At 71.1% G+C, this 24,419-nt stretch carries 18 protein-coding genes and 7 pseudogenes; 17 read left to right on the forward strand and 8 right to left on the reverse strand.

The annotated features are described in order from the left end of the window. Positions 1–734: 734 nt before the first annotated feature. Positions 735–1,553, reverse strand: a complete 819-nt coding sequence (locus AB0F03_RS35110) for an MBL fold metallo-hydrolase (protein ID WP_361999846.1) — start codon at positions 1,551–1,553, stop codon at positions 735–737. A gap of 521 nt (positions 1,554–2,074) precedes the next feature. On the opposite strand from AB0F03_RS35110, the gene AB0F03_RS35115 reads away from it, so the two are divergent. The 12 genes and pseudogenes from AB0F03_RS35115 to AB0F03_RS35170 all read left to right on the forward strand — a co-directional run bounded on the left by AB0F03_RS35115 (position 2,075) and on the right by AB0F03_RS35170 (position 14,800). Further along, complete coding sequence (locus tag AB0F03_RS35115; RefSeq protein WP_361999849.1) at positions 2,075–2,341, forward strand: hypothetical protein; 267 nt, start codon at positions 2,075–2,077, stop codon at positions 2,339–2,341. Beyond that, complete coding sequence (locus tag AB0F03_RS35120) at positions 2,341–2,484, forward strand: hypothetical protein (RefSeq protein WP_361999851.1); 144 nt, start codon at positions 2,341–2,343, stop codon at positions 2,482–2,484. The genes AB0F03_RS35115 and AB0F03_RS35120 overlap by 1 nt, the downstream gene beginning before the upstream one ends. An 802-nt stretch (positions 2,485–3,286) precedes the next feature. Continuing rightward, a pseudogene (locus AB0F03_RS35125) lies at positions 3,287–3,660 on the forward strand (transposase); the annotation flags it as partial. 193 nt (positions 3,661–3,853) lie between these two features. Further along, entirely contained in the window at positions 3,854–4,768 is a 915-nt protein-coding gene (locus AB0F03_RS35130) for an alpha/beta hydrolase (RefSeq protein WP_361999853.1), read from the forward strand. 95 nt (positions 4,769–4,863) lie between these two features. Continuing rightward, positions 4,864–5,748 (forward strand): alpha/beta hydrolase, encoded by an 885-nt coding sequence (locus AB0F03_RS35135; RefSeq protein ID WP_361999856.1) that lies wholly within the window; start codon positions 4,864–4,866, stop codon positions 5,746–5,748. Between the two features lie 112 nt (positions 5,749–5,860). Further along, the gene (locus AB0F03_RS35140; protein ID WP_361999859.1) at positions 5,861–8,791 is read left to right on the forward strand and encodes an FAD-binding and (Fe-S)-binding domain-containing protein; all 2,931 of its coding nucleotides are present in this window, start codon (positions 5,861–5,863) and stop codon (positions 8,789–8,791) included. Between the two features lie 41 nt (positions 8,792–8,832). Then, positions 8,833–9,675 carry a fumarylacetoacetate hydrolase family protein gene (locus tag AB0F03_RS35145; protein ID WP_361999862.1) on the forward strand — a complete coding sequence of 281 codons (843 nt, stop codon included), beginning with the start codon at positions 8,833–8,835 and terminating at the stop codon, positions 9,673–9,675. Between the two features lie 131 nt (positions 9,676–9,806). Next, positions 9,807–10,802: a hypothetical protein gene (locus AB0F03_RS35150; protein WP_361999864.1), complete on the forward strand. Its 996-nt coding sequence runs from the start codon at positions 9,807–9,809 to the stop codon at positions 10,800–10,802. A 60-nt stretch (positions 10,803–10,862) separates the two neighbouring features. After that, complete coding sequence (locus AB0F03_RS35155; protein WP_361999867.1) at positions 10,863–11,369, forward strand: MaoC family dehydratase; 507 nt, start codon at positions 10,863–10,865, stop codon at positions 11,367–11,369. Between the two features lie 290 nt (positions 11,370–11,659). Continuing rightward, a complete protein-coding gene (locus AB0F03_RS35160) occupies positions 11,660–11,983 on the forward strand; it encodes an XdhC family protein (protein WP_361999870.1) in 324 nt (107 codons plus the stop codon). Between the two features lie 107 nt (positions 11,984–12,090). Then, positions 12,091–13,833 (forward strand): pyruvate dehydrogenase, encoded by a 1,743-nt coding sequence (locus tag AB0F03_RS35165; protein ID WP_361999873.1) that lies wholly within the window; start codon positions 12,091–12,093, stop codon positions 13,831–13,833. Between the two features lie 92 nt (positions 13,834–13,925). Then, positions 13,926–14,800: pseudogene (locus AB0F03_RS35170) on the forward strand (IS5 family transposase). Here AB0F03_RS35170 and AB0F03_RS35175 read toward each other — a convergent pair. After that, a complete protein-coding gene (locus AB0F03_RS35175) occupies positions 14,784–15,179 on the reverse strand; it encodes a hypothetical protein (protein ID WP_361999876.1) in 396 nt (131 codons plus the stop codon). The pseudogene AB0F03_RS35170 and the gene AB0F03_RS35175 overlap by 17 nt on opposite strands. A gap of 126 nt (positions 15,180–15,305) precedes the next feature. Here AB0F03_RS35175 and AB0F03_RS35180 point away from each other — a divergent pair. The 3 genes and pseudogenes from AB0F03_RS35180 to AB0F03_RS35190 all read left to right on the forward strand — a co-directional run. Beyond that, positions 15,306–16,004: pseudogene (locus AB0F03_RS35180) on the forward strand (IS701 family transposase); the annotation flags it as partial. 62 nt (positions 16,005–16,066) lie between these two features. Continuing rightward, the gene (locus AB0F03_RS35185; RefSeq protein ID WP_361999879.1) at positions 16,067–16,747 is read left to right on the forward strand and encodes a TetR/AcrR family transcriptional regulator; all 681 of its coding nucleotides are present in this window, start codon (positions 16,067–16,069) and stop codon (positions 16,745–16,747) included. Beyond that, positions 16,744–17,892, forward strand: a complete 1,149-nt coding sequence (locus tag AB0F03_RS35190; RefSeq protein ID WP_361999881.1) for an NAD(P)/FAD-dependent oxidoreductase — start codon at positions 16,744–16,746, stop codon at positions 17,890–17,892. Before AB0F03_RS35185 ends, AB0F03_RS35190 begins: the two co-directional genes overlap by 4 nt. Before the next feature lie 272 nt (positions 17,893–18,164). Here AB0F03_RS35190 and AB0F03_RS35195 read toward each other — a convergent pair. Further along, positions 18,165–18,278: pseudogene (locus AB0F03_RS35195) on the reverse strand (IS5/IS1182 family transposase); the annotation flags it as partial. A 227-nt stretch (positions 18,279–18,505) separates the two neighbouring features. Here AB0F03_RS35195 and AB0F03_RS35200 point away from each other — a divergent pair. Next, positions 18,506–19,396, forward strand: a complete 891-nt coding sequence (locus AB0F03_RS35200) for a glycoside hydrolase family 19 protein (RefSeq protein ID WP_356945941.1) — start codon at positions 18,506–18,508, stop codon at positions 19,394–19,396. Positions 19,397–19,502: 106 nt separating this feature from the next. On the opposite strand, the pseudogene AB0F03_RS35205 reads toward AB0F03_RS35200, so the two are convergent. From AB0F03_RS35205 to AB0F03_RS35215, 3 genes and pseudogenes are all read right to left on the reverse strand, one after another. After that, a pseudogene (locus AB0F03_RS35205) lies at positions 19,503–19,711 on the reverse strand (transposase); the annotation flags it as partial. Further along, positions 19,618–19,923: a hypothetical protein gene (locus AB0F03_RS35210; protein ID WP_361999907.1), complete on the reverse strand. Its 306-nt coding sequence runs from the start codon at positions 19,921–19,923 to the stop codon at positions 19,618–19,620. The pseudogene AB0F03_RS35205 and the gene AB0F03_RS35210, both read right to left, overlap by 94 nt. Positions 19,924–19,961: 38 nt before the next feature. After that, a complete protein-coding gene (locus tag AB0F03_RS35215) occupies positions 19,962–22,268 on the reverse strand; it encodes a helix-turn-helix domain-containing protein (RefSeq protein ID WP_361999883.1) in 2,307 nt (768 codons plus the stop codon). Positions 22,269–22,529: 261 nt separating this feature from the next. Here AB0F03_RS35215 and AB0F03_RS35220 point away from each other — a divergent pair, with 261 nt between their 5' ends. Beyond that, positions 22,530–23,252 (forward strand): DUF4232 domain-containing protein, encoded by a 723-nt coding sequence (locus tag AB0F03_RS35220; protein ID WP_361999886.1) that lies wholly within the window; start codon positions 22,530–22,532, stop codon positions 23,250–23,252. A 302-nt stretch (positions 23,253–23,554) separates the two neighbouring features. Here the strand turns inward: AB0F03_RS35220 and AB0F03_RS35225 are convergent. Both AB0F03_RS35225 and AB0F03_RS35230 read right to left on the reverse strand, forming a co-directional pair. Next, positions 23,555–23,679, reverse strand: a pseudogene (locus AB0F03_RS35225) (leucine zipper domain-containing protein); the annotation flags it as partial. Positions 23,680–23,692: 13 nt separating this feature from the next. After that, a pseudogene (locus tag AB0F03_RS35230) lies at positions 23,693–24,029 on the reverse strand (type I pantothenate kinase); the annotation flags it as partial. Positions 24,030–24,419: the final 390 nt, after the last annotated feature.

A 24,419-nucleotide genomic window follows, 5' to 3' on the forward strand; every position in this document is an offset into this window, starting at 1 on the left:
GTTCTACGGCTACACACCGCGGGCCGTGGCCCGCTTCATCCAGGAAGGCTGACCGCGCTCATGCGTCGGGAATGGGTCGACGGTGACTGCTGGCTTCGGCTGCGACCGGGCCGGCATCCGGGTGATCTGGCTCGGCCCGGTCCAGTGGGACGGGCAGCACGCGCCCTTCGTGGCGTGCGCGTCGTGTCTGGCCAGGCTCATGCGGCAGGCCAACGCGACTGGATCGATCGGCGGCCGGTGGCCGCCTGACAGACCGCCCCCACGGTGCTGGCCCGCTCCGTGAGGGATGAGGCCCGGCCCCCCGGGGCCGCCTCTGCCGGTGTCGTCCTCGGGTTGGGCGATCCCCGACTGGGGGGACAACAGAGTGTCCGGCGGAGGGCCCGTGAGGAGCCAGCGCACAGATCAACGGCCGCGTCGGCTTCCACCCGGTTCGACCCCGGGCACGGGCGACCCCGCTACAGACCGCCGTGGTGCGGTCGCGGACGGTCTGCTTGGTCAGGTGGCGCAGGATCCGCAGGTTGGTGGTGGATCTGCCGGGTCCCGGCACCCTGCCCGGTGACCGGGCCGGGCCGCCCCACGGGTGATGACACGGCGGCCTGGACGTGCCGACCACGCCCGTGACGAGAACGCCGGCGGCGATGGCGATACCGACCAAGCAGGTCGTCTCGGCGGACCACTAGATCGGATGACGGGCGCCGGAGGCTTCAGAGCGTGGCTCTCACCTGTTCGGGTCGTCAGGGGTGGACGTGGAAGTCGATGCTGAGGGGCAGCAGAAAGTCGGCCTGGCTATGGTCGGGGTAGCGGCGGACCATCTCCGCCATGGCCTCCGCTCGGCCGCTGGCGGTTTGGGTGACGGTGAGGAAGTCGTTCAAGTAGCGGCGGATCTCCTCGTAGCGGGCCGTGTCGCCTTGCGGCCCGTGGCCGGGGTGGACGGTCACGCGGGTGCCGTAGCGCTCCTTCAAGGTGCCCAGGGCCGACAGCCACGATTGGATCTTTTCCCTGGTGACCTGCGGGCCTTCCCAGGCATGGACGCCCGAGTAGACCAGGTCGCTCGTGAGGACCGCGTTGGCGTCGAGGACGTGCACCACAGTGGTGTGGTCGGCTTCCGCGGCGGGCCAGTCGGTGTCCAGCCGTACGACCGCTCCCTGGGCGAGTGTCAGTTCAGGGCGGTCGGCAACCCGGATGAGGCCGTAGTCGAAACCGTCGGGATTGGCGGTGCTGCGCGGCTTCATGGTGGGTTCGGCGTCCAGCCAGCCGACGGACTCCATCCAGGCGGTGAAGCCGGTGATGTCGTCGGCGACCTCCTGGGACGCAACGAGCAGAGGCACTTCAGGGAAGCGTTCTGCGAAGGTACGAAGCCCGATGTAGTGGTCGGGGTGGCCGTGGGTGACGACCACCGCGAGGAGTTGCTTGCCGGAGGCGGCCACCGCGTCGGCCAGCTCGGCGGCCTCCGCACTGCTGCGCAGCACGTCAACGACGATGACGCTGGTGTCATCGCTCACCAGCCAGCTGTTCACGCTCGCTGTCGGCGCGGCGAATCGGGTTACGGTCACGAACACGGGTTTCTCCTATGCGATTGAAGCGGGGCAAAGAGTTCATAAGGCATTCTGGTGCGGATCAGCTGTAAGCGGTCGCGCTGTCGGGGCGTGCTTTGGGAGATCAGTAGGCGAGGGGCGCGCGGGTGCGTGGTGTGCTCGGCTTCGTCCCACGAAGGCGATGGCGTAGTCCTCGGCGCTGATGGTGCTGTCGCCGTCCGCGTCGGTGAGGGTCCCGGACGGAGGCCGCCGCGTGCGCGACCGCCGGGACGAACTTCGGGTCCGGCCCCCGGCGCGGGCATCCTCCGGCGCGTGAGGACGGATGACCGGTCGCGGGAGGCGGCCGCAGTGCCGGTGAAGCCGGTACGGCCGGGCGGGTGAACGCCTACCGCGTCCTCGTGGATGAGCAGCGCAGCCGGCTGGAGCTATGGACGACGGCCGGCGGGGAGCATCAGGGCGACGTGCCCTGGAGACGGCGGTGCTGGCGCACCGGGCCTCACCCCTCTACCGCCAGTAGAGGAACGCGGCGGACTCGGGATATGGCAGCAGACGAGACGAGCATCAAGGTCAGCACGGCCGCGCGGGACCGGCTAGCCCAGCTGGCGGCCGAACACGGCACGACCATGCGCAGCCTGGTGGAGGACCTCGCGCAGGGCACGCCGACCCGAGCCGAGTACGCCGAGCTGGCCCGCACCGAGCTCGCCTCCGCCCTGGGCAGCGCGCCGAGCCCGGAGGCCGAGGCGAAGGCCCGGGCCCTGCTGGAGCACCTGGGCGCCGCCTCACACGGTCCGCGATCGGCCGCGTAGTGGCGGCGATCGCGGTCGTCCTGGACCGCACGACCGCCACGGCGCTGTACGACCCCAAGGACCCGTTCGACGAGGCCGTCGCCGCGTTCTACGTCCGGGCCTACGCGGGCACCGGCGTCCAAGCCGTCCACCCCGACCAGTAACCACCGGCATGCCGGCGGACGGCCACCCGATGCAGGCGCCCGACCCCCGGGCCGGCCCGCGGAGCCGTGCACCGGGCATGGGCATAGGGCCGGGCGGCTGAGCCGGGAGGCCGGGCTCGGAGACAGGGGGCGAGGACCGGGCATGGGGCCGAGCGGCGGACCGGGGAGCCCACGCCGAGCGCTCGGAGCGTGTAGCGGTGGCACTGCCAGAGGCCGTGTCCAGGTACGGGCTGCTCGCCCACTGTGTCCTTCCAGGTTGCGCCAGGCATCCACCCATGTCAGAGGGTGCAGTGCACTTGCATGGGCCCTATCCATACTGGTCGTTCGGCGGAGACGCCCAGTCTGAAGAGCTTTCTCGACTTACCGCTACGGCTCGTTCCCGATAATGCGTGACTGTGGGCGCAAGGGCGCCACGCAGTGCACCGAACCGAGACCCCCGGGATGCTCTTTGCGCAAGCGGATGGCATCCCCAGGCCATTACGGTCGCTGCGTCAGAGGTCACCACGGTCCAGGGCGGCTGCGAACAAGGCCGCACTTGCCTTTGACAACTTCACCAGCGGGCCGCCCTGGACTGCGGAGTCGCGGAAGAGCACCTGTGCGGCGGACGGCCGAGCAACCTCCACCTATGCCCCTTCGGGAGGCTGTAGGAAAGTTTTGCACCACACGACACCGTCCTCGCGCCGACCGGTCGAGCTGTGCCGTGACACGCATGTCGGTTTCCTCACCGGACTGCCTCCAGCGGTGAACGAACACCCCGTTTCCGAGCTGCAATTGCATCCCGATCCGACATTGTGAGGACCTGGTGCTGCTGAAGAAACCGCGGTCGGTAAAGAAGCTCGACTGGGCGCGGGCGGTGATCGACTCCTCTCACGTGCGGGCAGCCCGGCGGGGCCCAAAAGCGGTCCCCGCCCGGTCGACCGTGGACGACCGGGCAGCAAGCACCACGTCCTCGTCGACGGCCAGGGCGTCCCGCTCGCGGTGTCGCTGACCGGCGGAAACCGCAACGACGTCACCCAACTCCTGCCCCTCATGGACAAGGTCCCCGCGGTGGCCGGCGTCGTCGGGCGGCCACGCAGACGGCCGGACATGCTCTTCGCCGACCGAGGCTGCGACCATGACAAGTACCGGCGCCTGCTGGGGAAGCGCGGCATCCGGCCCGTGATCGCCGAGCGCGGACAGCCACACGCTCTCCGCCGGTGATGTGGCACATCCCAGGGGGTACGTCGAGCAGTGCACTGCGGATGTCCTGAGAATGCATAAACACCCGCCGCGGCTCGATCTTCCACTTTCACCGTGGTTACTCTCCCAGCAGCTCAAATCCAACGACGCTGAATCCCATTTCAGCTGATGAACGGCAAGGGAGAACCACATGAATCTCAAGACCCGACCGTGGCGCCGAAAGTCCGGGTTGCTCGCCGTGTCGTGTGTGATCGCCGCCGCGACCACCGTGTTCGTCGCGACTCAGGGGAGCGCGGCGCCGGCGAAGGCCGCGCGGGCATCCTCGGCCACGGCCTCCGTGACAGCGGACCTGGAGGCGACGGGGGGCCGCAGGCCGACGATCGTGCTGGTGCACGGCGCCTGGGCCGACGCGTCGAGCTGGAACCCGGTCATCGACCGCCTCCAGCGCGCCGGTTACACCGTCTACGCCCCGCCGAACCCGCTGCGCGGCGTCGCCCACGACGCCGAGACGCTGAGCGACTTCCTGGCGGCCATCCCGGGGCCCGTGGTGCTCGTCGGCCACTCCTACGGCGGCTTCGTGATCACCAACGCGGCGGTGAACGCCCCGAACGTCAAGGCACTCGTCTACGACGACGCCTACATCCCCGACCAGGGCGAGACCGTCTTTCAGATCAACGCGGCCAAGCCGGGTTCGTGCGTGACGGCCGAGCCGTCGACGTTCCTGAACCTGGTGCCCTACCCGGGCGCGCAGAACGGTGACGCCGACGCGTACCTCAAGTTCGCCGCCAACGGCGACTACAAGGGCTTCCAGGACTGTTTCGCCAACGGTGTCCCCGCCCGCCAGGCCCGGCTCCTCGCCGCCGGCCAGCGGCCCTTCGCCGTGAGCGCGGGTTCGGAGCCCTCCGGTGTCCCGGCGTGGAAGACGATCCCGTCGTGGGCTGTCGTCGGCACGCAGGACCATGTCATCCCGCCGGCCGAGCTGCGTTCCATGGCCGAGCGTGCGAACGCCCGCGTCACCGAGGTCGAGGCGGGTCACCTCTCCCTGATCACGCGCCCCGATGTGGTCGCCGACACCGTCACCGCCGCGGCCCGGGCGGTCGGCTGAGCATACAGCCGGCCCCGCCCCGACCGGCCCCGCCCGGCCCACGGGGCGGGGCCCCTGCCGCCACATCCCCCGCCCCCTCGAACCGAGCGGACACCATGACAGAGCTGACAGACCTGACGGACCTGACGCACCACACCGCCGTACTCAACGGGATCAAGCAGCACTGGGTCAGCGCGGGACAGGGCCCGCCGGTCTATCTGCTGCACGGCTTCCCCGAGACCTGGTACGGGTGGCGCAAGCAGATCCCCGTCCTGGCCGAGCGGTTCACCGTGATCGCCCCGGATCTGCGAGGTTACGGCGACACCGAGAAGCCCGCCTCCGGGTACGACAAGCGGACGATGGCCCAGGACGTCGTCGCGCTGATGGACCACCTCGGACATGAGCGGATCGCGCTGGTGGGCCACGACCGCGGCGCCCGCGTCGGCACCCGGTTCGCCAAGGACCACGCGCGGCGCATCGACCGGTTCGTGGCGATGGACAACATCCCGACCCGGGTGATCGCCGAGACCTACGACGTGGCCCTCGCCCGGCAGGGGTACTGGTTCTTCACCTTCCTCGGCGTGCCCGACCTTCCCGAAGCACTGATCACCGGCCGCGAGGAGATCTGGCTCACCCACTTCTTCCGCAGCTGGTCGTACAACCCCAGCCTGCTCACCCCCGCCGAGATCGCCGAGTACGTCCGGGCCTACCAGCAGCCCGGCGCCGTACGGGGTTCCTGCATGGACTACCGGGCGGCGCCCCAGGACGTCGCCCAGGACCAGGAGGACGCCGACCGGCTCATCGACTGCCCCGTACTGACGATGTGGGGCGAGGACTTCAGCGCCGTCGGACAGGCCTACGACGTCCTGGAGGTGTGGCGGGGAGTGGCCCGGGACGTCCGTGGGGTGCCCATCGCCCAGTGCGGCCATCTCTGCCAGGAGGAACGCCCCGACGTCGTCAACCGGGAACTCCTCGGCTTCCTCGCGGACTGGAACGGCTGACCCACCTCGCCGAGGCGACCCTCCGCCGGGGCCCCACGGTCCGCCGCCTCCGGCCTCACCGCTGATCGAGGACGGCCGGCCCCACACCCATCGACAACGAACGGAAAGCCGCATGCCCCTGCTCGATCCGGAACCGGGAAAGCTGCGTCCGCGGCGGACCGGGGGTCCGGCCGCCGACCGGGTCCCCGACGAACGGGCGTCCGGGACCCCCGATGCCCTGCGCCGGGACCTGGTCCTCCTCCTGGGCGCCGACAAGGTGCTGCACACGCTGTCCGACCTCGTGAAGTACGCCTCGGATGCCAGCCCCTACCGGTTCGTGCCCCAAGTGGTGGTGATCGCCGAGGATGTCGACGACGTGGCCGCGGTGCTGCGGTACGCCCGTGAGAACCGGCGGGCCGTCGTGTTCCGGGCGGCCGGCACCTCGCTCAACGGACAGGCCCAGGGCACGGACATCCTCGTCGACGTCCGCCGCCACTGGACCGGCCTCGAAGTCCTCGACGGCGGCCGCCGGGCGCGGATCGGACCGGGCACGACCGTCGGCCGCGCCAACATCGCCCTGTCGCGCCACGGAAGGCTGATGGGCCCCGACCCGGCGAGCTCCAGCGCCTGCACCGTCGGAGGAGTCGTCGCCAACAACGCTTCCGGCATGACCGCCGGCATCACCCGGAACTCCTACCGGCTGCTCTCCTCCCTCACCCTGGTCCTGCCGTCCGGCACGGTCGTCGACACCGCCGCCCCGGACGCCGACGTGCGGCTGCGCACGGCCGAACCCGAGGTGGCCCGGGAACTGCTGGCGCTCAAGGCCGAGATCGAGGGCGATCCCGCGCTCGTCGCCCGGATCCGCGCGAAGTACGAGCTGAAGAACACCAACGGTTACCGCCTCGACGCCTTCCTGGACGGCTCCACCCCCGTGGAGATCCTGCGCGGGCTGATGGTCGGCTCCCAGGGCACGCTCGGCTTCATCGCCGAAACCGTCTTCGACACCGTGTCCATGGACCGGCTCACCCACACGGCGCTGCTCTTCTTCCCCGACCTCGGCGCCGCCGCGGCGGCCGTGCCCCTGTTCAACGCGGCCGGGGCCCGCGCGGTGGAGCTGATGGACGGCAACACCCTGCGGGCCTGCGCGAGCGTCGACGGCGTCCCCGCCGACTGGGCCGAGCTGCCCCGGGACACCGCCGCCCTCCTGGTGGAGTTCCGTGCCCCCGACGCGGCCGGGCACCAGGCCCACCGGCGGGCCGCCGCCGGCGTCCTGGCGGGGCTGACCCTGGTCGCCCCGGTGCCCTCCGTCATCAACCGCTTCATCGAGGACGCCGCCACCGTCCGCACGTACTGGCACGCCCGCGAAGCGTTCATGACCGCGGTCGGCAAGGCGAGGCCGGCCGGATCGACCCTGATCACCGAGGACTTCGCGGTGCCACCCGCCCGGCTGGCCGAGGCCTGCGAGGCACTGGCCGGACTCCAGCGCCGGCACGGGTTCGACGCAGCGGTCGCCGGCCACGCGGCGCACGGGAACCTGCACTTCCTGCTCGCCTTCGACGCCGCCCGTCCGGAGGAGGTCAAGCGCTACGCCGACTTCATGGACGAGTTCTGCGCCATGGTCGTCGACCGCTTCGACGGCTCGCTCAAGGCGGAGCACGCCACCGGCCGCAACATGGCACCGTTCCTCGAATCCGAGTGGGGCACGCGCGCCACCGAGTTGATGTGGCGGATCAAGCGGGTCCTCGACCCTTCGGGCGTACTCGCCCCAGGGGTGGTGCTCACCCGTGATCCCGTCGCCCACCTCTCGGGTCTCAAGACCCTCCCGGCCATCGAACCTGTCGCCGACGCCTGCATCGAGTGCGGCTTCTGCGAGCCCGTCTGCCCGAGCCGCGACCTCACCACGACACCACGCCAACGCATCGTGCTGCGCCGCGAGATGATGCGCCAGCCCGACGACTCGGCCGCGATGGACAGCCTCCTGACGTCCTACGGCTACGACGCGGTCGACACCTGCGCCGGCGACTCCACCTGCAAGACGGCCTGTCCGGTCGGCATCGACACCGGAGCCATGATGAAGGCGTTCCGCCACCAGCGGCACTCCGCACGGGAGGAACGCAACGCGGCCCGGGTCGCGCGGCGGTTCTCCGTGGTGGAGGCGTCGGTGCGGGCCACCCTCGGCGTCGCGGACCACGTCCCCGACCGGCTGCTGAGCCGGGTCACCTCCGCGGTCCGCACCGCGCTCTCACCGGACCTGGTCCCGGCCTGGATCTCCGCCATCCCCTCCCCCGCGCGCGTCCCCCTGCCCGACACGGACCGCGACACCGCGGTCGCGGTCTACTACGTGGCCTGCGTGAACCGGATCTTCGCCGGTCCGGACGGCGTGGCCGGGCCGTCCCTGCCCGAGGCGGTGGTCGCGGTCTCCCGCCGGGCCGGGCGTCCGGTGTGGATCCCGCCGAACCTGTCCGGCTCGTGCTGCGCGACCATCTGGCACTCCAAGGGGTACGACACCGGCAACGCCCTCATGGCGAACCGGATCGTGGAGCGGGCCTGGGAGTGGACCGACGGCGGACGCCTGCCGCTCGTCGTCGACGCGTCGTCCTGCACCCTCGGCATCGGGCACGAGGTCACGCCGTATCTGACCCCGGACAACCTGCGCAGGCACCAGGCCCTCACCGTGGTGGACTCCGTGGTCTGGGCCGCCACCGAACTGCTGCCGCACCTGAAGGTGACCGACCCGGTCGACAGCGCGGTGCTCCATCCCACGTGCTCCATGCGACACCTCAAGGACGTCGAACAGCTGCGTGCCGTCGCCGAGTTCGTGGCACGGGACGTCCAGGTGCCCGTCTACGCCGAGTGCTGCGGGTTCGCCGGCGACCGGGGACTGCTGCACAAGGAGCTGACCGAGGCGGCGACCGCGCACGAGGCCGCCGAGGTCGCCTCGGGTACGCACGATGCCTACCTGTCGGCCAACCGCACGTGCGAGATCGGCATGGAGCACGTCACCGGCCGCCCCTACCACTCCGTACTGCTCACCCTGGAACGCGCTACCCGGCCGACCGGCTGACCACCGCGCCCACACCCCGACTACCGCCCAAGGAGTACACCTTGCGCATCGCCAATCTCGGCGGCCGCCTGGCCGTGGTCACCGACGGCCGGGCGATCGACGTTCACACGGCCAGTGACGCGCTGTTCTCCCCCGACCCGCAGGCGGTCTACTCCCGCTGGGCCGAGTTCCGCGCCTGGGCCGGCACGGCCGACCTCACCGGCGGGAAGCCCTTCGACGCGGCGGATCTCGGTGCCCCCGCCCCGGCGCCCCGCCAACTGTTCGCCATCGGGCTGAACTACCGGGAGCACGTCGCCGAGGCGGGGTTCACCACCCCGCACGGCATGCCACCGGTGTTCACCAAGTTCGTGACCGCGCTCACCGGACCGGTGACCGAGGTGACACTGCCGCCGGGCGGACACACCGACTGGGAGGTCGAACTGGTCGTCGTCCTCGGGAAGGAAGCCCGCGACGTGGCCGAGTCGGACGCCTGGAGCCATGTCGCCGGCCTGACGGTCGGACAGGACATCTCCGAGCGCGTCCTGCAGATGGACGGTCCGGCTCCCCAGTTCAGCCTCGGCAAGTCCTACCCGGGCTTCGCCCCGACGGGCCCGTGGCTGGTGACCCCGGACGAGTTCGACGACCCCGACGACCTGGAACTGACCTGCGCCGTCAACGGCGAGGAGGTGCAGCGCGGCCGGAGCGGGCAGCTCATCTTCTCGGTGCCGGCCCTCATCGCGAAGCTGTCCGGCGTGCTCCCGCTGTTCCCCGGGGACCTGATCTTCACCGGCACGCCGGCCGGTGTCGGCCTCGGCCGCACGCCGCAGCGCTGGCTGGCCCCCGGCGACGAACTCGTGAGCTCCATCGAGGGCATCGGCGAACTCCGCCAGCGGTTCGTCGGCTGACCCCCGGCCCTCGCCCACCGGCCCTTCCCCCAGCCCACCCCCCCAGCGGTTACCGACCCCACGGCAGCCGCCGTGCGCGGCGGCCGAACGACGGCCGCCCCATCACCCCGAGAAGGAAAGAGCGAGTCCTCATGCCCAAGCCACTGACCCGTGCCCGGGCCGTCCTGCTGGCCTCGGCCGTGGCGGCGGCCCTCGCCGTCACCGCCGCCGAGCCCGCGGCCCCGGCCACCGCCGCCCGCACGGCCACGGCGGCGGCTCCGAAAGCGGACGTCCGCTTCGTCGCGCATCTGGACATAGCCGGCGGCCAGCGGCCGGAGAACATCGCCCTGGAGCCCGGCGGGAGTGCCGTCGTCACCTTCGCCTACAGCCGTCAGGTGGCCCGCGTCGGCCGAGACGGCCAGGTGCGTGTTCTCGCCACCTTGCCCGAGCCCCCGGCCGGTTCCGCCACCCCCGCCCTGTCGTCACCGTTCCTCGGTGGGGTCGTCCGGGCCCATGACGGAACCCTGTACTTCCTCTACGCCACCGGCAGCAGCGACCTGACCGGCCTGTGGCGCCTGCGGCCCGGCAGCGCCCCGCAGCGCATCGCGGCGCTCCCCGCCGACGGCCTGCCCAACGGCCTGGCGTTCGACCGCGCCCAACGCCACCTCTACATCGCCGACTCGGTCCTCGGCACGGTCTGGCGGGTGCCGGCCGGCGGAGGCACGCCCACCCGTTGGGCCACCGCACCGGAACTGGCCGCCGCCGGATTCCTCGGAGCCAACGGAATCAAGGTCCACGACGACGCGGTATGGGTCTCCAACCTGGACAAGGGCACCGTGCTGCGCGTCCCGCTCACCCCGCGCGGCACCGCCGGTCCCGTCCAGGTCCGGGCCACGGGCCTGAAGAACATCGACGACTTCGCGTTCACCGGCCGCGGCGACACCTTGCTGGCCGCGGTCAACGCGGACAACCAGGTCGCCCTGGTCCGGCCGGACGGCAGCCACACCGTCGTACTGACCGGCGCCGACGGCCTGGAGAACCCGACCTCGCTCGCCGTACGCGGCAACACCGCCTACATCGCCAGCGGCGCCTACTTCACCGGCAACGACCCCAACCTCCTGGCCGCCCGGTTCACCCCGGGCACCTAGGACGGCCGTGCCGCCCACCCGGCAGACACCACCGCACCACCCCTGAGAGAGGACAGTCTGATGCCCCAGCCCGACACCGAACCGACACCGGCCGACCCGGCCGCCTTCGACCCCGACGCGTTCCTGGTCGTTCCCGCGAAGACCTTCGAGGACCTGCGCGTCGGCGATGTCTTCCGGGCGCCCAGCCGTACCCTGACGGACGCCCACGCCGCGGCCTTCCAGACGGTGTCCGCGGACAACCACCCCGTGCACTACGACGCCGAGTGGGCACGCAAGCGCGGCCACTCCGCGCCGGTCGTGCACGGCCTCCAGGTGCTGGCCTTCACCGCGCCGGGAGCCACCCTGTTTCCGCACTTCATCGGCGAGGTCTTCATCAGCTTCGTCGAGCTGTCCTGCACCTTCCTGGCCGAGGTGCACTCCGGCGACACCCTCTACCCGCAGCTCACCATCACCGCTCTGGAGCCGCAGGGCGAGAACGGGATCGTGGTCACCGAGGCCACCATCCACAACCAGCGCGGGGAGCTGGTGCTCTCCGGCCGGCACAAGTACCTGCTGCGGCGCGCGTAGCGAGTCGCCCGGTCCCCTCGAACGGGGCCGCGCCGGGGCAGTGGACTCCTGCCACTGCCCCGGCGCCCCTGTGCGGTCACCCGTTACCGCGTGCGCGGCGCCGGCGTCCTCCCGCCCGGTGACCCGGCCCTGCCGTACCGAGCGGCGCGCCCGTCCGGCCGGGAGCCGTCCCGAGCCGTACGACTCTCACGGGTGTGCCGTCCAGCAGGGCGAGGTCCTGCTCCTGGAGGGCGGTCACCAGCGCGGTGCGCGGCAGCGCGCGGGGCAGCGCGGTGAGGAGCGCCTCGGCGGTGGGGCGGTCCAGGCCGGCACCGGTTCGCCCGCTCGCCTACGTGGGCGCGCTCGGCTCCCGGCGCACCCAGACGCGCAGGATCCGCGACCTCCCCGAGGCGGACGTCTCCCCCGACGCCCTGGCGGCGCTGCGCACACCACCGGGGCTGGATCGCGGCGCGACGACACCGCAGGAGACCGCCGTGTCCTTGGCGGCGGAGCTGATGGCGGTGCGCAGCGGCCGTTCACTCTCGGTCCTGGACGGCCCCGTCCACGCGGCGCGGAACGCGGGGCTGACGGCGGCCGGGGACCGGTGCGGTGCCGGGACGGATCCCGTGCGCTGACGGGCAAGTCCGTTTCTCCCGGCTCACTAACGTGATCGCGGTGTGGGCGCGGCCGCCGTGCCCTGATACGGCGGCGTCCGCCGCCCTGCCGGAAACCCAGGAGTGTCATGGCCAAGCAGACCGTCGCCGAACAGTACGTCGACCTGATGGCGTCCGCCGGCGTCCGCCGTATGTACGGTGTCGTCGGGGACAGCCTGAACCCCGTCGTTGACGCGGTCAGACGGCACCGCGACGTCGAGTGGATCCAGGTCCGCCACGAGGAAGTCGCGGCGTTCGCCGCCGGCGCCGAGGCGCAGCTCACCGGCCGGCTCGCCGCCTGCGCGGGCTCCTGCGGTCCCGGCAACCTGCACCTGATCAACGGCCTGTACGACGCCCACCGTTCGATGGCGCCCGTCCTCGCGCTGGCCGCGCACATACCGAGCGGCGAGATCGGCACCGGCTACTTCCAGGAGACCCACCCGGACCGGCTGTTCGCCGAGTGCAGCCACTACTCGGAGCTGATCTCCTCGCCTCGCCAGATGCCGCGCGTGGTGCGGACGGCGATCCAGCACGCCGTCGGGCGGCGCGGCGTCTCCGTGGTGGCCCTGTCCGGTGACACCGCCGCGGAGGATTCCCCGGACGCGGCACCCCGACTCGCCATGCCCCTCGAACTGCCCGCCATCCGCCCGGGTGACCAGGAGCTGGCCCGGCTCACCGGCCTCGTGGACGCCGCCGAGCGTGTCATGGTGTTCTGCGGCCGGGGAGTCGAGGGCGCCCACGCGGAGGTCATGGCCTTCGCCGAGAAGGTCAAGGCACCGGTCGGCCACGCCTTGCGCGGCAAGGAGCACATCCAGTACGACAACCCGTACGACGTCGGCATGTCCGGGCTGCTCGGCTACGGATCCGCGTACGAGGCCATGCACGAGTGCGATCTGCTGCTGCTGCTCGGCACCGACTTCCCGTACACCGACTTCCTGCCCCGCAATGTGCGGACCGTACAGGTCGACGTGCAGCCCGAGCGGCTCGGTCGGCGCACCGGTCTCGACCTGGCCGTATGGGGCGACGTCCGCGAGACACTGCGGTGCCTGACGCCAGCGGTGCGGGAGAAGACCTCCCGTCGCTTCCTCGACCGCATGCTGGAGCGGCACACGCACGCCCTCGAAGGCGCCGTGAGCGCCTACACCCGCAACGTCGGCGAGCACACCCCGATCCACCCCGAGTACGTGGCCTCGGTGCTGGACGAAGAGGCTGCCGACAACGCGGTGTTCACGGTCGACACCGGCATGTGCTGTGTGTGGGCGGCGCGTTACCTCACACCCAACGGCCGCCGCCGCATCCTGGGGTCCTTCGTGCACGGCTCGATGGCCAACGCCCTGCCCCAGGCCATCGGCGCGCAGTTCCTGGACCGCGGCCGGCAGGTCGTCTCCCTCTCGGGCGACGGCGGCTTCTCCATGCTGATGGGCGACTTCCTGACCCTCGTCCAGTACGGCCTGCCGGTGAAGGTGGTCGTCTTCGACAACTCCTCCCTCGGCATGGTCGACCTGGAGATGATGGTCGACGGCCTGCCCCCGCACGGCACCACCTACCCGCACACCGACTACGCCGCCATCGCCACGGCCGCCGGTGCGCTCGGTATCCGGGTGGAGAAGCCCGCCGATGTGCGGGGCGCGCTGCGCGAGGCCTTCGCCCATGACGGCCCCGCGCTGGTCGACGTGGTCACCGACCCCGCGGCGCTGGCCGTTCCCCCGAAGATCACCACCGAGCAGCTCAGTGGCTTCGCGCTGTCCGCGAGCCGTACGGTCCTGAGCGGGGGCGTCGGCCGCATGCTCCACCTGGCCCGGGCCAACCTGCGCAACGTTCCCCGCCCCTGAGCGCGGGGAGCGTGAACCCGGGGGGCGGTTCCGCTGACGCCGGGCTAGGGCCTGTTTCGAAAGTGGATCTTGATGTGTAATGATTTTGGTTCGTGGCGCGTGGAGACCTGACGGACGAGCAGTGGGCTGCGCTGGAGCCGCTGCTGCCGGTGCGCAAGAAGGCCGGTCGGCCGGCGATATGGACCCGGCGGCAGCTGATCGACGGCATACGGTTCCGGGTCCGCACCGGCATCCCCTGGCGAGACGTGCCCGGGCAGTACGGCCCGTGGGGCCGGGTGTACGACCTGTTCCGCCGCTGGCAACGCGACGGCACCTGGCAGCGGATCCTCACCCAGCTCCAGACCCGAGCGGACGCGAAGGACCTGATCACCTGGGACCTGAACGCCGACTCCACCGTCTGCCGGGCCCACCAGCACGCCGCAGGGGCACGGAAAAAGGGGACCTCCAAAAGGAACCACCCGGCGGGATCTTCGCCGAGCCGGACGACCACGGGCTCGGACGCTCCCGCGGCGGGTTGACCACCAAACTGCACCTTGCCGTCGAGCAGGGCCAAAAGCCCATGTCGATCGTAATCACCGCAGGCCAGCGCGGGGATTCCCCGCAGTTCGAGGTCGCCCTCGACCGCGTCCGAGTGCCGCAATTGGGGGCCGGCAGGCCCCGCACCCGACCCCGGCGCGTGCGGGCCGACAAGGCGTACGCCTCACGCAAGAACCGAGCCTACCTGCGACGACGCGGTATCCGCTGCACCATCCCGGACAAGGCCGACCAGGCCCGCAATCGCAAAAAGCGCGGCCCTCGAGGCGGCCGGCCACCGAAGTTCGACCCTGAAGACTACAAGGGCAGGCACGCGGTCGAGTGCGGCATCAACCGTCTCAAAAGGCACCGAGCCGTGGCCACGCGGTATGACAAACTCGCCGTCCGCTACGAAGCAACCGTTCTGGTCGCAGCCATCAACGAGTGGCTGTGAGGGGGTGATGGCGGGCGCATGACTCTGCGGGTGACCACGGGACCCAAGGAAAAGCCTCACGCCAACCGACCCTCCCGAAGGCCCAGTTCTGAAGCACCTCAGCCACAGGTTCCACTGCGAAGACCTCGTGCTCGCGGGGAACCCATGTCTGGAAGTGCTTGTCGGCCCCTCCCTCACGGTATTCCACCTGATAGCTCAGGTCGTCGTTGAGATACACCTGCATGTAGTGCTGGTCGGCGGGTTCCAAATCGAGCCGCCTCACGATGACAAACCGCCATGAAAGGCTCATGTCGGCCAGCAGGTCGTATAGCTGTCCCTCAGACGGGTTGTCCCAAGTCGTCCCGTCCGCCTCAACTGCTTGAAGCACTGGTGCTGCCATGCAGGAGACTCTAGTCACCGACCATGCTCTCAACCTTGCAGGGTTCCAGTTTCGATACACGCCCTAGTAGTCCTTCGTTATGTCGGGTGATCTCGGCTGGTTGCGGGCATCTTCTCCGGTACGAGGCTGGGGAAGGTGGAACGACTCCGGGGTGAGTCAGCGGAGTTCGTTGCCGACGTGTCCGCCTCGCTGCCGCGGCGGGATCAGCGGCGGTGGGGCGCATGTTACTTGCGGGGTCTGATGCTGGACGGCGGTCGGAAGTCGATCCAGCCGATGGCCGAGCGGCTGCCGGACGGGAACATGCAGGCCCTGTAGCAGTTCGTGAACCAGTCGCCGTGGGATCCGCTGCCGGTGCGGCGGCGGATCGCCCGGAGACTGTGCGAGGCGATCAGCCCTGAGGTGTGGGTGGTCGATGACGTGTCGTTTCCCAAGTGCGGCACGGCTTCGGTCGGGGTGGCCCGGCAGTACTGCGGGGCGTTGGGCAAGCGGGCGAACTGCCAAGTCGCGGTCAGCGTGCACGCGGCCACCGACACCGCCTCGTGCCCGTCGGAGTGCGAGTCGGTCCTGCCCCAGGAGTGGGCGGACGATGACCGGCGACGGCAGCGGGCCAAGGTTCCCGAGGAGGTCCGGCATGTGTCCAAGACCCGCTTGGCGCTGGGGCTGCTCGACCGGCTGGCCGGCCAGGGGCTGACAGTGCCGGTGATCGTGGCCGATGCCGGTCACGGCCGCAGCGTCTCCTTCCGGCTCGCGCTGGCGGAACGCGGCTGGTCCTACGTGGCGGCGGTGGACCCCAGGGAGATTGCCCGCCCGGCCGAGGCCGAGCCGTGCAGCCCGAGTACGGGCTAACGAACTTGTTCGTAACGAACATGTTCGTCTAGAGTGGTGGCATGCCCCCCACATCACGCTCCCGCCGCGAACGCCCCGCCAAGCCGCCCCTGACCAGAGAGGGCATCGTCGCCACCGCCGTCGCGATCTTGCGCGCGGAGGGGCTGCGCAAGGTGACGATGCGGCGGCTCGCGCAGGAACTCGACACCGGCCCCGCCTCGCTGTACGTGTACGTCCGCGACACCAACGAGCTGCATGCGGCTGTCCTGGACGAACTCCTCGGCACGGTCGGCCTCACACCGGCCGAAGACGGCTGGCGGAAGCGGCTGGAGAGGGTGCTCACCGCCTACACCAGGATGTTGCTGGAACACCCGTCCCTGGCCCGCTCAGCGTTGATCGCGCGGCCCAGCGGACCGAACTATCTGCGTCTCATCGAGATTCTGCTCGAGCTGCTCGAGGCGGGCGGCGTGCCGCGTGCCCAGGCGGCGTGGGGCGTGGATCTGCTGCTGCAACACGCCACGGCAACCGCTGCCGAGCACGCCGGCGAGGAGCCCCTGGGCGACTGGCAGGTGCTGGCCCAGGCTCTGCGCGACGCGCCCGCCACCACCCACCCGCACATCGCCGCCGACCCCGGCGCGCTGCTCTCCGGCACCCCCGAGGCCCGTCTGTCGTGGGCCTTCCAGACCCTGATCAACGGCATCGAGCGGACCGCCGTGCCGACCGAAGGCCAGGAGGCCCTATGACCACCGTCTCCCTTCCTCACCACCCCGTCGCCGTCGTCGGTGCCGGCCTTGGCGGACTCACCCTCGCCCGTGTACTGCACGTGCACGGCATCGAGGCCGCACTGTTCGACTTGGACGTCTCGCCGGAGGCCCGGACACAGGGCGGCATGCTCGACATCCACGACGACTCTGGCCAGGAGGCGTTGCGGGCCGCCGGTCTGTACGAGGAGTTCCTGACGCGCGTTCACGCCGGCGGACAGGCGGTACGGGTCCTCGACCAGGACGGCATCGTCCGGTTCGCGGCGGCCGACGACGGCACTCACGGGCGGCCCGAGATAGACCGGGGCGAGCTGCGCGATCTGCTGCTGGACTCACTGCCTGCGGGGAGGGTTCGCTGGGGCGCCAAGGTCACGGACGCCCAACCGCTGGGCGGCGGCCGGCACCGGGTGACGCTCGCGGACGGCACTGCGTTCACCACGGACCTCCTGGTCGGCGCGGACGGCGCCTGGTCACGCGTCCGGTCGCTCCTCTCCTCCGCCCGGCCGGCTTACACGGGTGTGTCGTTCGTCGAAGCGGACTTGCTGGAAGCGGATCTGCGGCACCCGACGAGCGCGGAGGTGGTCGGCGGCGGCATGCTGTTCGCGCTCGGCGCGGGCCATGGCTTCCTCGCGCACCGCGAGACCGACGGCAGCCTGCACATCTACGCGGCTGTCGAGGCACCGGAGGACTGGCTGGACGGCATCGACTTCACCAACACCGAAGCGGCGAAGACGGTCGTACTGAAGGAGTTTGACGGCTGGGCCGAGAGCCTACGGGCGTTGATCGCCGATGCGGACGGGGCACTTGTACCCCGCCTGATCCACGCCCTGCCGCCCGGTCACCGATGGGGCCGCATCCCCGGCGTCACGCTCCTCGGCGACGCCGCCCATCTGATGTCCCCGTTCGCGGGCGAGGGCGCCAACCTGGCGCTGCTCGATGGCGCCGAACTGGGCCTGGCTGTGGCCGCGCACCCCGGGGACACCGAGGCCGCCCTGGCCGCCTACGAGGCGAAAATGTTCCCACGCGCCCAGGCCTCCGCAACGCGGTCCGCTGTCAACCAGTCCTTGCTGTTCCGCGCGGATGCCCCACAGGGGCTGCTCGACATATTCGCCAGTACCCCACACTGACCGGTTGATCTTCTTGCCGACCTCGAAACCCCGCAAGGCGTGGGTCACGGTGGCGTCCCCTTCACCGGCTGCGAGTCCACGACCGCCGCGGTCGGCTCAGCTCCGCAGACGGCCTCGCGCAGCCGGGTCGTGCAGCTCGGCCCACCACCCCCGCATCCCGCCCAGCGGGTGAAGAAGGCGTAGGGTCCTTCGATTTGGACCAGCGGGCGGACAAAGGAAGATGGCCCGCGATGTGGGGTCCGGCCAGGTATATGGCGGCGGCCTTTGCGTTAGCGGGTGGCGATACCTCGCCGCTGCTCGAGGCGGTTGACGCACCGCTCGACGGTGTTGCGCTGCTTGTAGGTCTCGCGGTCGAACGTCGTTGGCCTGCCGCCTCGGCTGCCCCGGCGGAGCCGGTGGCTGCGCCGGTCCGCCAGGGCGGGCATCGCGATCGCTTCCCCGCCAACGTTGTCAGCAGTATTGGTCTATACCTTGACTGGTACACACCAAGTCGTCGAACATGGCTCCCACACCCCGCCCAAGGCGCCCGGACGGCATGGCCGCCCCCTGGGACAGCGTGCGCAAGGCACTGCCTCGCCCCCGGTGCAGCCTGGCCTGGCAAAGGAGTTGCTCAATGTCGAAGCGCCGCCTGTCCGCACTCATGGCCGCGATCGTGATCGGAGCCACCGCTCCGGCGCTGCTGCCGGCCACCGGCGCCTCTGCCGCGTCCTGCTCCAGCTACCCGAGCTGGACGGCCGGCAAGGCTTACGTCACCGGCGACATCGTCCGCTACACCGACGGCAAGACGTACATCGCCGAACACGACAATCCGGGTTACGACCCCACCATTAGCACCTGGTACTGGGACCCGTACGCCTGCGACGCCGGCCCGACCAACCCCTCCGGCAGCTTCGTCGTGAGCGAGGCGCAGTTCAACCAGATGTTCCCCAACCGGAACCCCTTCTACACCTACAGCGGTCTCAAGGCCGCGCTCAGCGCCTACCCAGGCTTCGCGAACACCGGCAGCGACACCACCAAGAAGCAAGAGGCTGCGGCCTTCCTCGCCAACGTCAGTCACGAGACCGGCGGCTTGGTCTACGTGGTGGAGCAGAATACCGCCAACTACCCACACTACTGCGACTGGAGCCAGCCGTACGGCTGCCCGGCCGGCCAGTCCGCCTACTACGGCCGCGGGCCCATCCAGCTCAGCTGGAACTTCAACTACAAGGCCGCGGGCGACGCACTCGGCATCGACCTGCTCCACAACCCGAACCTGGTGCAGACCGACGCTTCGGTCGCCTGGAAGACGGGGCTCTGGTACTGGAACACCCAGACCGGACCGGGCTCGATGACTCCGCACAACGCGATGGTCAACGGTGCCGGATTCGGCCAGACCATCCGCAGCATCAACGGCTCCCTGGAGTGCGACGGCAAGAATCCCGCGCAGGTGCAGAGCCGCGTGGACGCCTACCAGCGGTTCGTGCAGATCCTGGGCACCTCCGCGGGCGCCAACCTCTACTGCTGAAGCGCGCCCCCCGCGCCCCGGGCGGGCCCGACGGCCCGCCCGGGGCGCGGAACGGCGGACATGCCCGCAGCGGTGCCCGACGGCCTACTGCTTCTTGGACCGTGTCCTACATGGTGAGGTTGCGGAAGCGTTTGTAGCAGCAGATGGCGGCGGCGAGCCCGAGAAAGGCCAGGTAGTTGCCCTGTGTCGTTCGTAGCGGTGGTTGAGTCTGCGGTAGCCGGTCAGCCAGGACATGGTGCGTTCGATGACCCACCTGCGCCGGCCGAGACGTTCGCTGGACTCGATGCCCTTGCGGGCGATCCGGACCAACTGACCATGCAGGACACCGTCTTAGTGATCTTCTTGCGCAGCCGTCGTCCCGAGTCTGTGGGCTGACCTCGCTCCTTGACCCTGGCGTAGAAGTCGTTCTTGAGGTCGGGATGGCGCTGGGTGAGTGCGTTGCGTGGCACCTGGGCATCTTGGGCCACGGCGACGATCGTGAGCGCGCCGTCGGAGTGCTGGGGGTTGCCGGCGAGGATGCGGTCCATGGCGGCGCGGATGCGTGCGCGCTCGTCGAGGGCTGGGGTCAGGTGGCGGCGGTGGCTTTGTCGAGCGAGGCGAGGGCTGCGGCGGCCTCGGCCTGGCGGGGGCTCCTCAACGCGGTCAGGGCGTGATGGGCGTCGAGCAGTGTCTGCCGGGCCTCCCGGTGGCCCGTAGCGGTGAGCACCTGGCCCAGGTCGAGCCGCGCCGCCTCCGCCCAGGCCGGCATCTGCGCGTCCTCGAAGGCGGCCAGGGCCTGCCGCAGAGGCGGTTCGGCCTCGTGCCACCGTTCCAGGGCCGCCAGGTCGTTGCCGATCTGCTGCTGGGCGACCGCGTGGTACAACGCGATCAACTCCTGCGTCCGGCCTGGTACCCCCACGCGGCAGATCCGCTCGCTGCGGCGGTGGATGTCCAGGGCTTCTGCCGCCCGGCCGGCCTGCCGCAGCAGGGTACCGAGGGAGTTGAGTACCGTCAGCTCGGCCAGCCGGGACTGCGGGGTGTCCTGCTGGGCGAGGCGCCGGGCCGCCTCGTGCAGGCGCGCGTGGGCTTCCTGCATCCGCCCCAGCCGGTGGAGCGCGCCGGCGCTGTAGCCGAGTGCCCAGCCCTCCTGGAGCCCGTCCCCGCACTCGCGGGCCGCCACGAGCGCGGCTTCGGCGCTCTCCAGGGCACTATGAGGGTCGTGGACGCATAGGTTGTAGGCCCAGGCGAGACAGTTGAGGTGGACCGCCTCCTCCCGTCTGCTGCCCAGGGCGCGGGCGGAGTCGGCGGAGCGCTGGAACACCTCCACCCACTGCTCCCAGTGCTGGTTGCGGTCGGAGAACCAGTGCATGGCCTCCGCCGTGTCCAGGACCTGCCGGTGCCGGCCGGCGTCATGGGCCCGGCGCAGTGCGGCCAGCCATTGGGCCTGCTCAGCCTCCAGCCACGCCCGCGCCTCTTCCTGACCGGCGGGCGCTCCCTCCGGGTCCGGGTCGCCGTGCGGCGCGGTCCCGTCACGGTGGACGTCGAAGTGCAGGGCGGCGGCGGTGGCCCGGCGCAGCATCCAGTCCGCGGCCCGGTCCAGGGCGGCGTCGCGGGCCTCGGGGCCGTCCTCGGCCGTGACCTGCTCGGCCGCGTACAGCTTGAGGAGGTCGTGGAAGCGGTAGCGCTCCGTGGCGGGCTCGCTGTGAAGTAGTCCGGCGTCGGTCAGCTCCTCCGCACAAGCGAGAGCCTCGTCGCAGGACAGACCGGCCAGGAGCGCGCCGGTCTCGGGGCTGAAGTCCGCTCCGGCGGCCAGCGCGGCGCGACGCAGGAAAATCCGTGCCTGCGGGCGCAGTTGCCGGTACGACAGTGCGAAGGCCGCGCGCACCCGCAGGCTTCCGGCCTGAAGGCCGTCCAGCCGCCGGCCCTCGGCGGTGAGGCGGGCAACGAGCTTGCCCAGCCGTTCGTGCGGCCGGCTCAGGAGCCGCTGGCCGGCGATCCGGACGGCCAGCGGCAGGTGCCCGCACAGGTCGGAGAGGTCGCGTGCGGCCTGTGCCTCCGCCTGCACCCGTTCCGGGCCGATGATGCGGGTCAGGAGTTCCACCGCCTCCTCGCGCCGCAGCAGGGCCAGATCGGCGCGGTGGACGGATTCCAGGCCCGCCAGGGCATGGCGGCTGGTGACCATGGTCAGTGACGCGCCGGTGCCGGGCAGCAGCGGGATGACCTGGGACTCGTCTGCGGCGTTGTCCAGCAGCAGGAGCAGCCGTCGCCCGCCGGACAGGGAGCGCCACAGACCGGCACGGTCGTCGGTGCCGGCAGGTATCGCCGCCTCCGCGACGCCCACCGCGCCCAGCAGTCGGGCCAGCGCCTCCCTGGGAGTGGTCGGCTCGGGATCCATGCCGTGCAGTTGCAGGGCGAACTGCCCGTCCGGGAAGTGCGGGGCGAGACGGTGCGCGGCGTGCACCGCGAACGCGGTCTTGCCCAGCCCGGGCTGCCCGGTGACCACGGTGACCATCGGCTTGCCCCGCTCTGCGTCCCGCGCCAGGTCCACCAACCGGGCCAGGGCCGGCCCGCGGGCGGTGAAGTCCTCGATGTCACGCGGCAGGGCCAGGGTGCCGGCGGCAGCCGGGCCGGTGGCCGTCCCGGGCCGCGGACGGCCGAGGGCAGCGGCCCCCTCCAGGGCCGCGGCCTCGTCGTCGTCCAGCCCCAGTGCCTCGGACAGAGCCTGGACGGTACGGCGCTGCGGCCCCCGGGTACGCCCGCGTTCCATGTCCGCCAGCGCCCTGACACTCACCCCGGCCGTATGGGACAGCGCCTCCTGGCTGAGCCCGGCACGGGCCCGCAGGCCGCGCAGTCGTTGCCCGAAGTCCCCTGTGGAGGACGTGCCCTGCCGCACCGTCGATGCCCCCGATCATCCGGCTCGTCCGGATGCGAGCTCCGGCAGAAGTATGGCCGATCTTGGTTCTGCCGGGGAAACCGCCTGGGCGACGCAGACCGGAAGTGATCGACTGACGGCAGACGCGGACGCCCCGGGCACACCCTGCTGTCCGGCCACCGGCCGGGCCGGGGCAACTCACAACCGCGGCACATGACCAGGACTCTTTTTCGACCGGCGGCGCCGGGTGACGGCTCCGCACCACTCACGGGGGGACTCTCCATGAACACCATCAACTCCTTGCGGCACCGTTCCACGCTGCTCGCCGTCGCGGGCACGGTTCTCACCCTGTCCCTCACCGCCTGCCAGGGCGACACGGACGGTACGTCGGCGTCCGCGACGACCTCCTCGGCCGCCGCTTCGGCGACCTCCTCGGCGACGGCGGCGGGGAACGGCAAGGACAACAGCGCCTCCGGCTCGCCGGGTTCGGCGGACTCGGCCGGTTCCACCGGTTCGACGGGCTCCACCGGCGCCGGCGGCTCCGCGGGGGCGACCGGCTCGTCCGGCGAGCAAGCCTCCGCGTCCACCCCGGTCTGCACGGCACGGGACACCGCCGTCACCGCCGCCCGGCAGGACGGCCCGCCCTACACCCACCTCGTCCTCACCGCGAAGAACACCTCCCGCCGCTCCTGCCGGCTGGCGGGCTTCCCGCACGTGCAGTTCCTGGAGAGCCACAAGCAGGACGTGCCGGCCGTGGCCAAGAGCAAGCCGGCCACGCCGGTCGTGCTCACGCCGGGCGCCCCGGCCTACGCCCTGGTGAAGCTGTCGGACGGCGGTGTCGACGAGGACGCGGAGCCGGTGACGGCGTTCTCCGTCACCCTGGAGGGTGACTCCACGGTCATCGCCGTCACCGCGCCCGGCAGCGGCGGCATCGCCGTCGACCCGGCGAAGGCCCTCACCGGCTACTGGACCCCAGAACTGCGCAACGGCGCGGACGACTTCTGAGCCCCGCCGTACGGCATGACGGCCCCGCGCGGGCCGTCAGCCATCAGCGCTGATCCCCGCTGCGGCCAGCTCCCCCCTATAGCGGGCACTGACAGACAAACAGCAGTACGTGGGGAGTGGCCGGTAATCGGCCACCCCCCACGTATGTCCTCCCTCTTTCCATGAAGACCGCAGCCGCCCCGACCGTGGCCATGCGGTCCGGATCCCCGCCCCGCTCCCGCCGTCCGCGGTAGGGATCAGCGGGGCCGTCAACCGGTGCCAGGCCCTGCTGGAGTGGTCCCCGTCCCGACCTCACCATGCAGCCGGTAGCGGCCGGCCCAGCGTGCGGCGGTGTGTGGCTGACTTGAGAACGCTCCGCAGCTCGCCGCAGCGGCCAGTCGTCGTCCACGACACATCGGGCCAGCCGCAGTCTGCCGGTCGGGGTCAACGGGGCAGCGGTAGAGCAGGGCCGGGAGCAGCCGGGCGACGGTGGACTTGCCCACGGCCACCGAACCGGCGACGCCTGTCACGAACGGCGCCCCGGACTGGGAGCCCTTCTCCCCGAGGAACGTGTTCAAGGCCCCTCTCAGGCCGTCCGTGGCGCCGACGTAGAGGTTGAGGAGCCGGGAGAGCGGGAGGTAGATGTTCCGCACCTCGTCCAGGTCGATGACGTCGCCGAGACCGCGCAGCTTCTCCACCTCCTCGGCGGTGAGCGCCAGGGGCGTCTTGTCGCGCAGCGCGGGTGAGGTCGACGTAGGGATTCGGCTCCGGCCAGTGCCGGTGGACGCTCCGGGGCATCGGGGAGACCGGTGAAATCACAGTTCATCGTGAACGGACTCCGAACGGGGCGGCGGGATGGGGTACGTCAGGGGGGCCTCGCGCACGGCTCGGAGAACCGGACGGCGTTCGTCCTCAGCGACGGTCCTGGGGACGAACGCCGTCCGTGCCGCTATGGCTGCTCGACCAGGTACTCCACTTCTGACATGAGGAACTCGCCGTAGTGCACCGCCAAGCCCAGTAGGCGTAGTCGCGCGTACTGATCCGGGGAGAGTCTCGCGCCGGACCGGTGCCCGGCCCCAGTCAGGCCACCGAGCCAGTTCGTCGATCTTCAGATCGAGATCGCTTGGGCGACCGACGTCCCAGGTCACCTCCCACTCGACGCGGTGCCGGACCCATCCGTATGCTCCG

The sequence above is a fragment of the Streptomyces sp. NPDC028722 genome (assembly GCF_040637655.1).
Classification (GTDB): domain Bacteria; phylum Actinomycetota; class Actinomycetes; order Streptomycetales; family Streptomycetaceae; genus Streptomyces.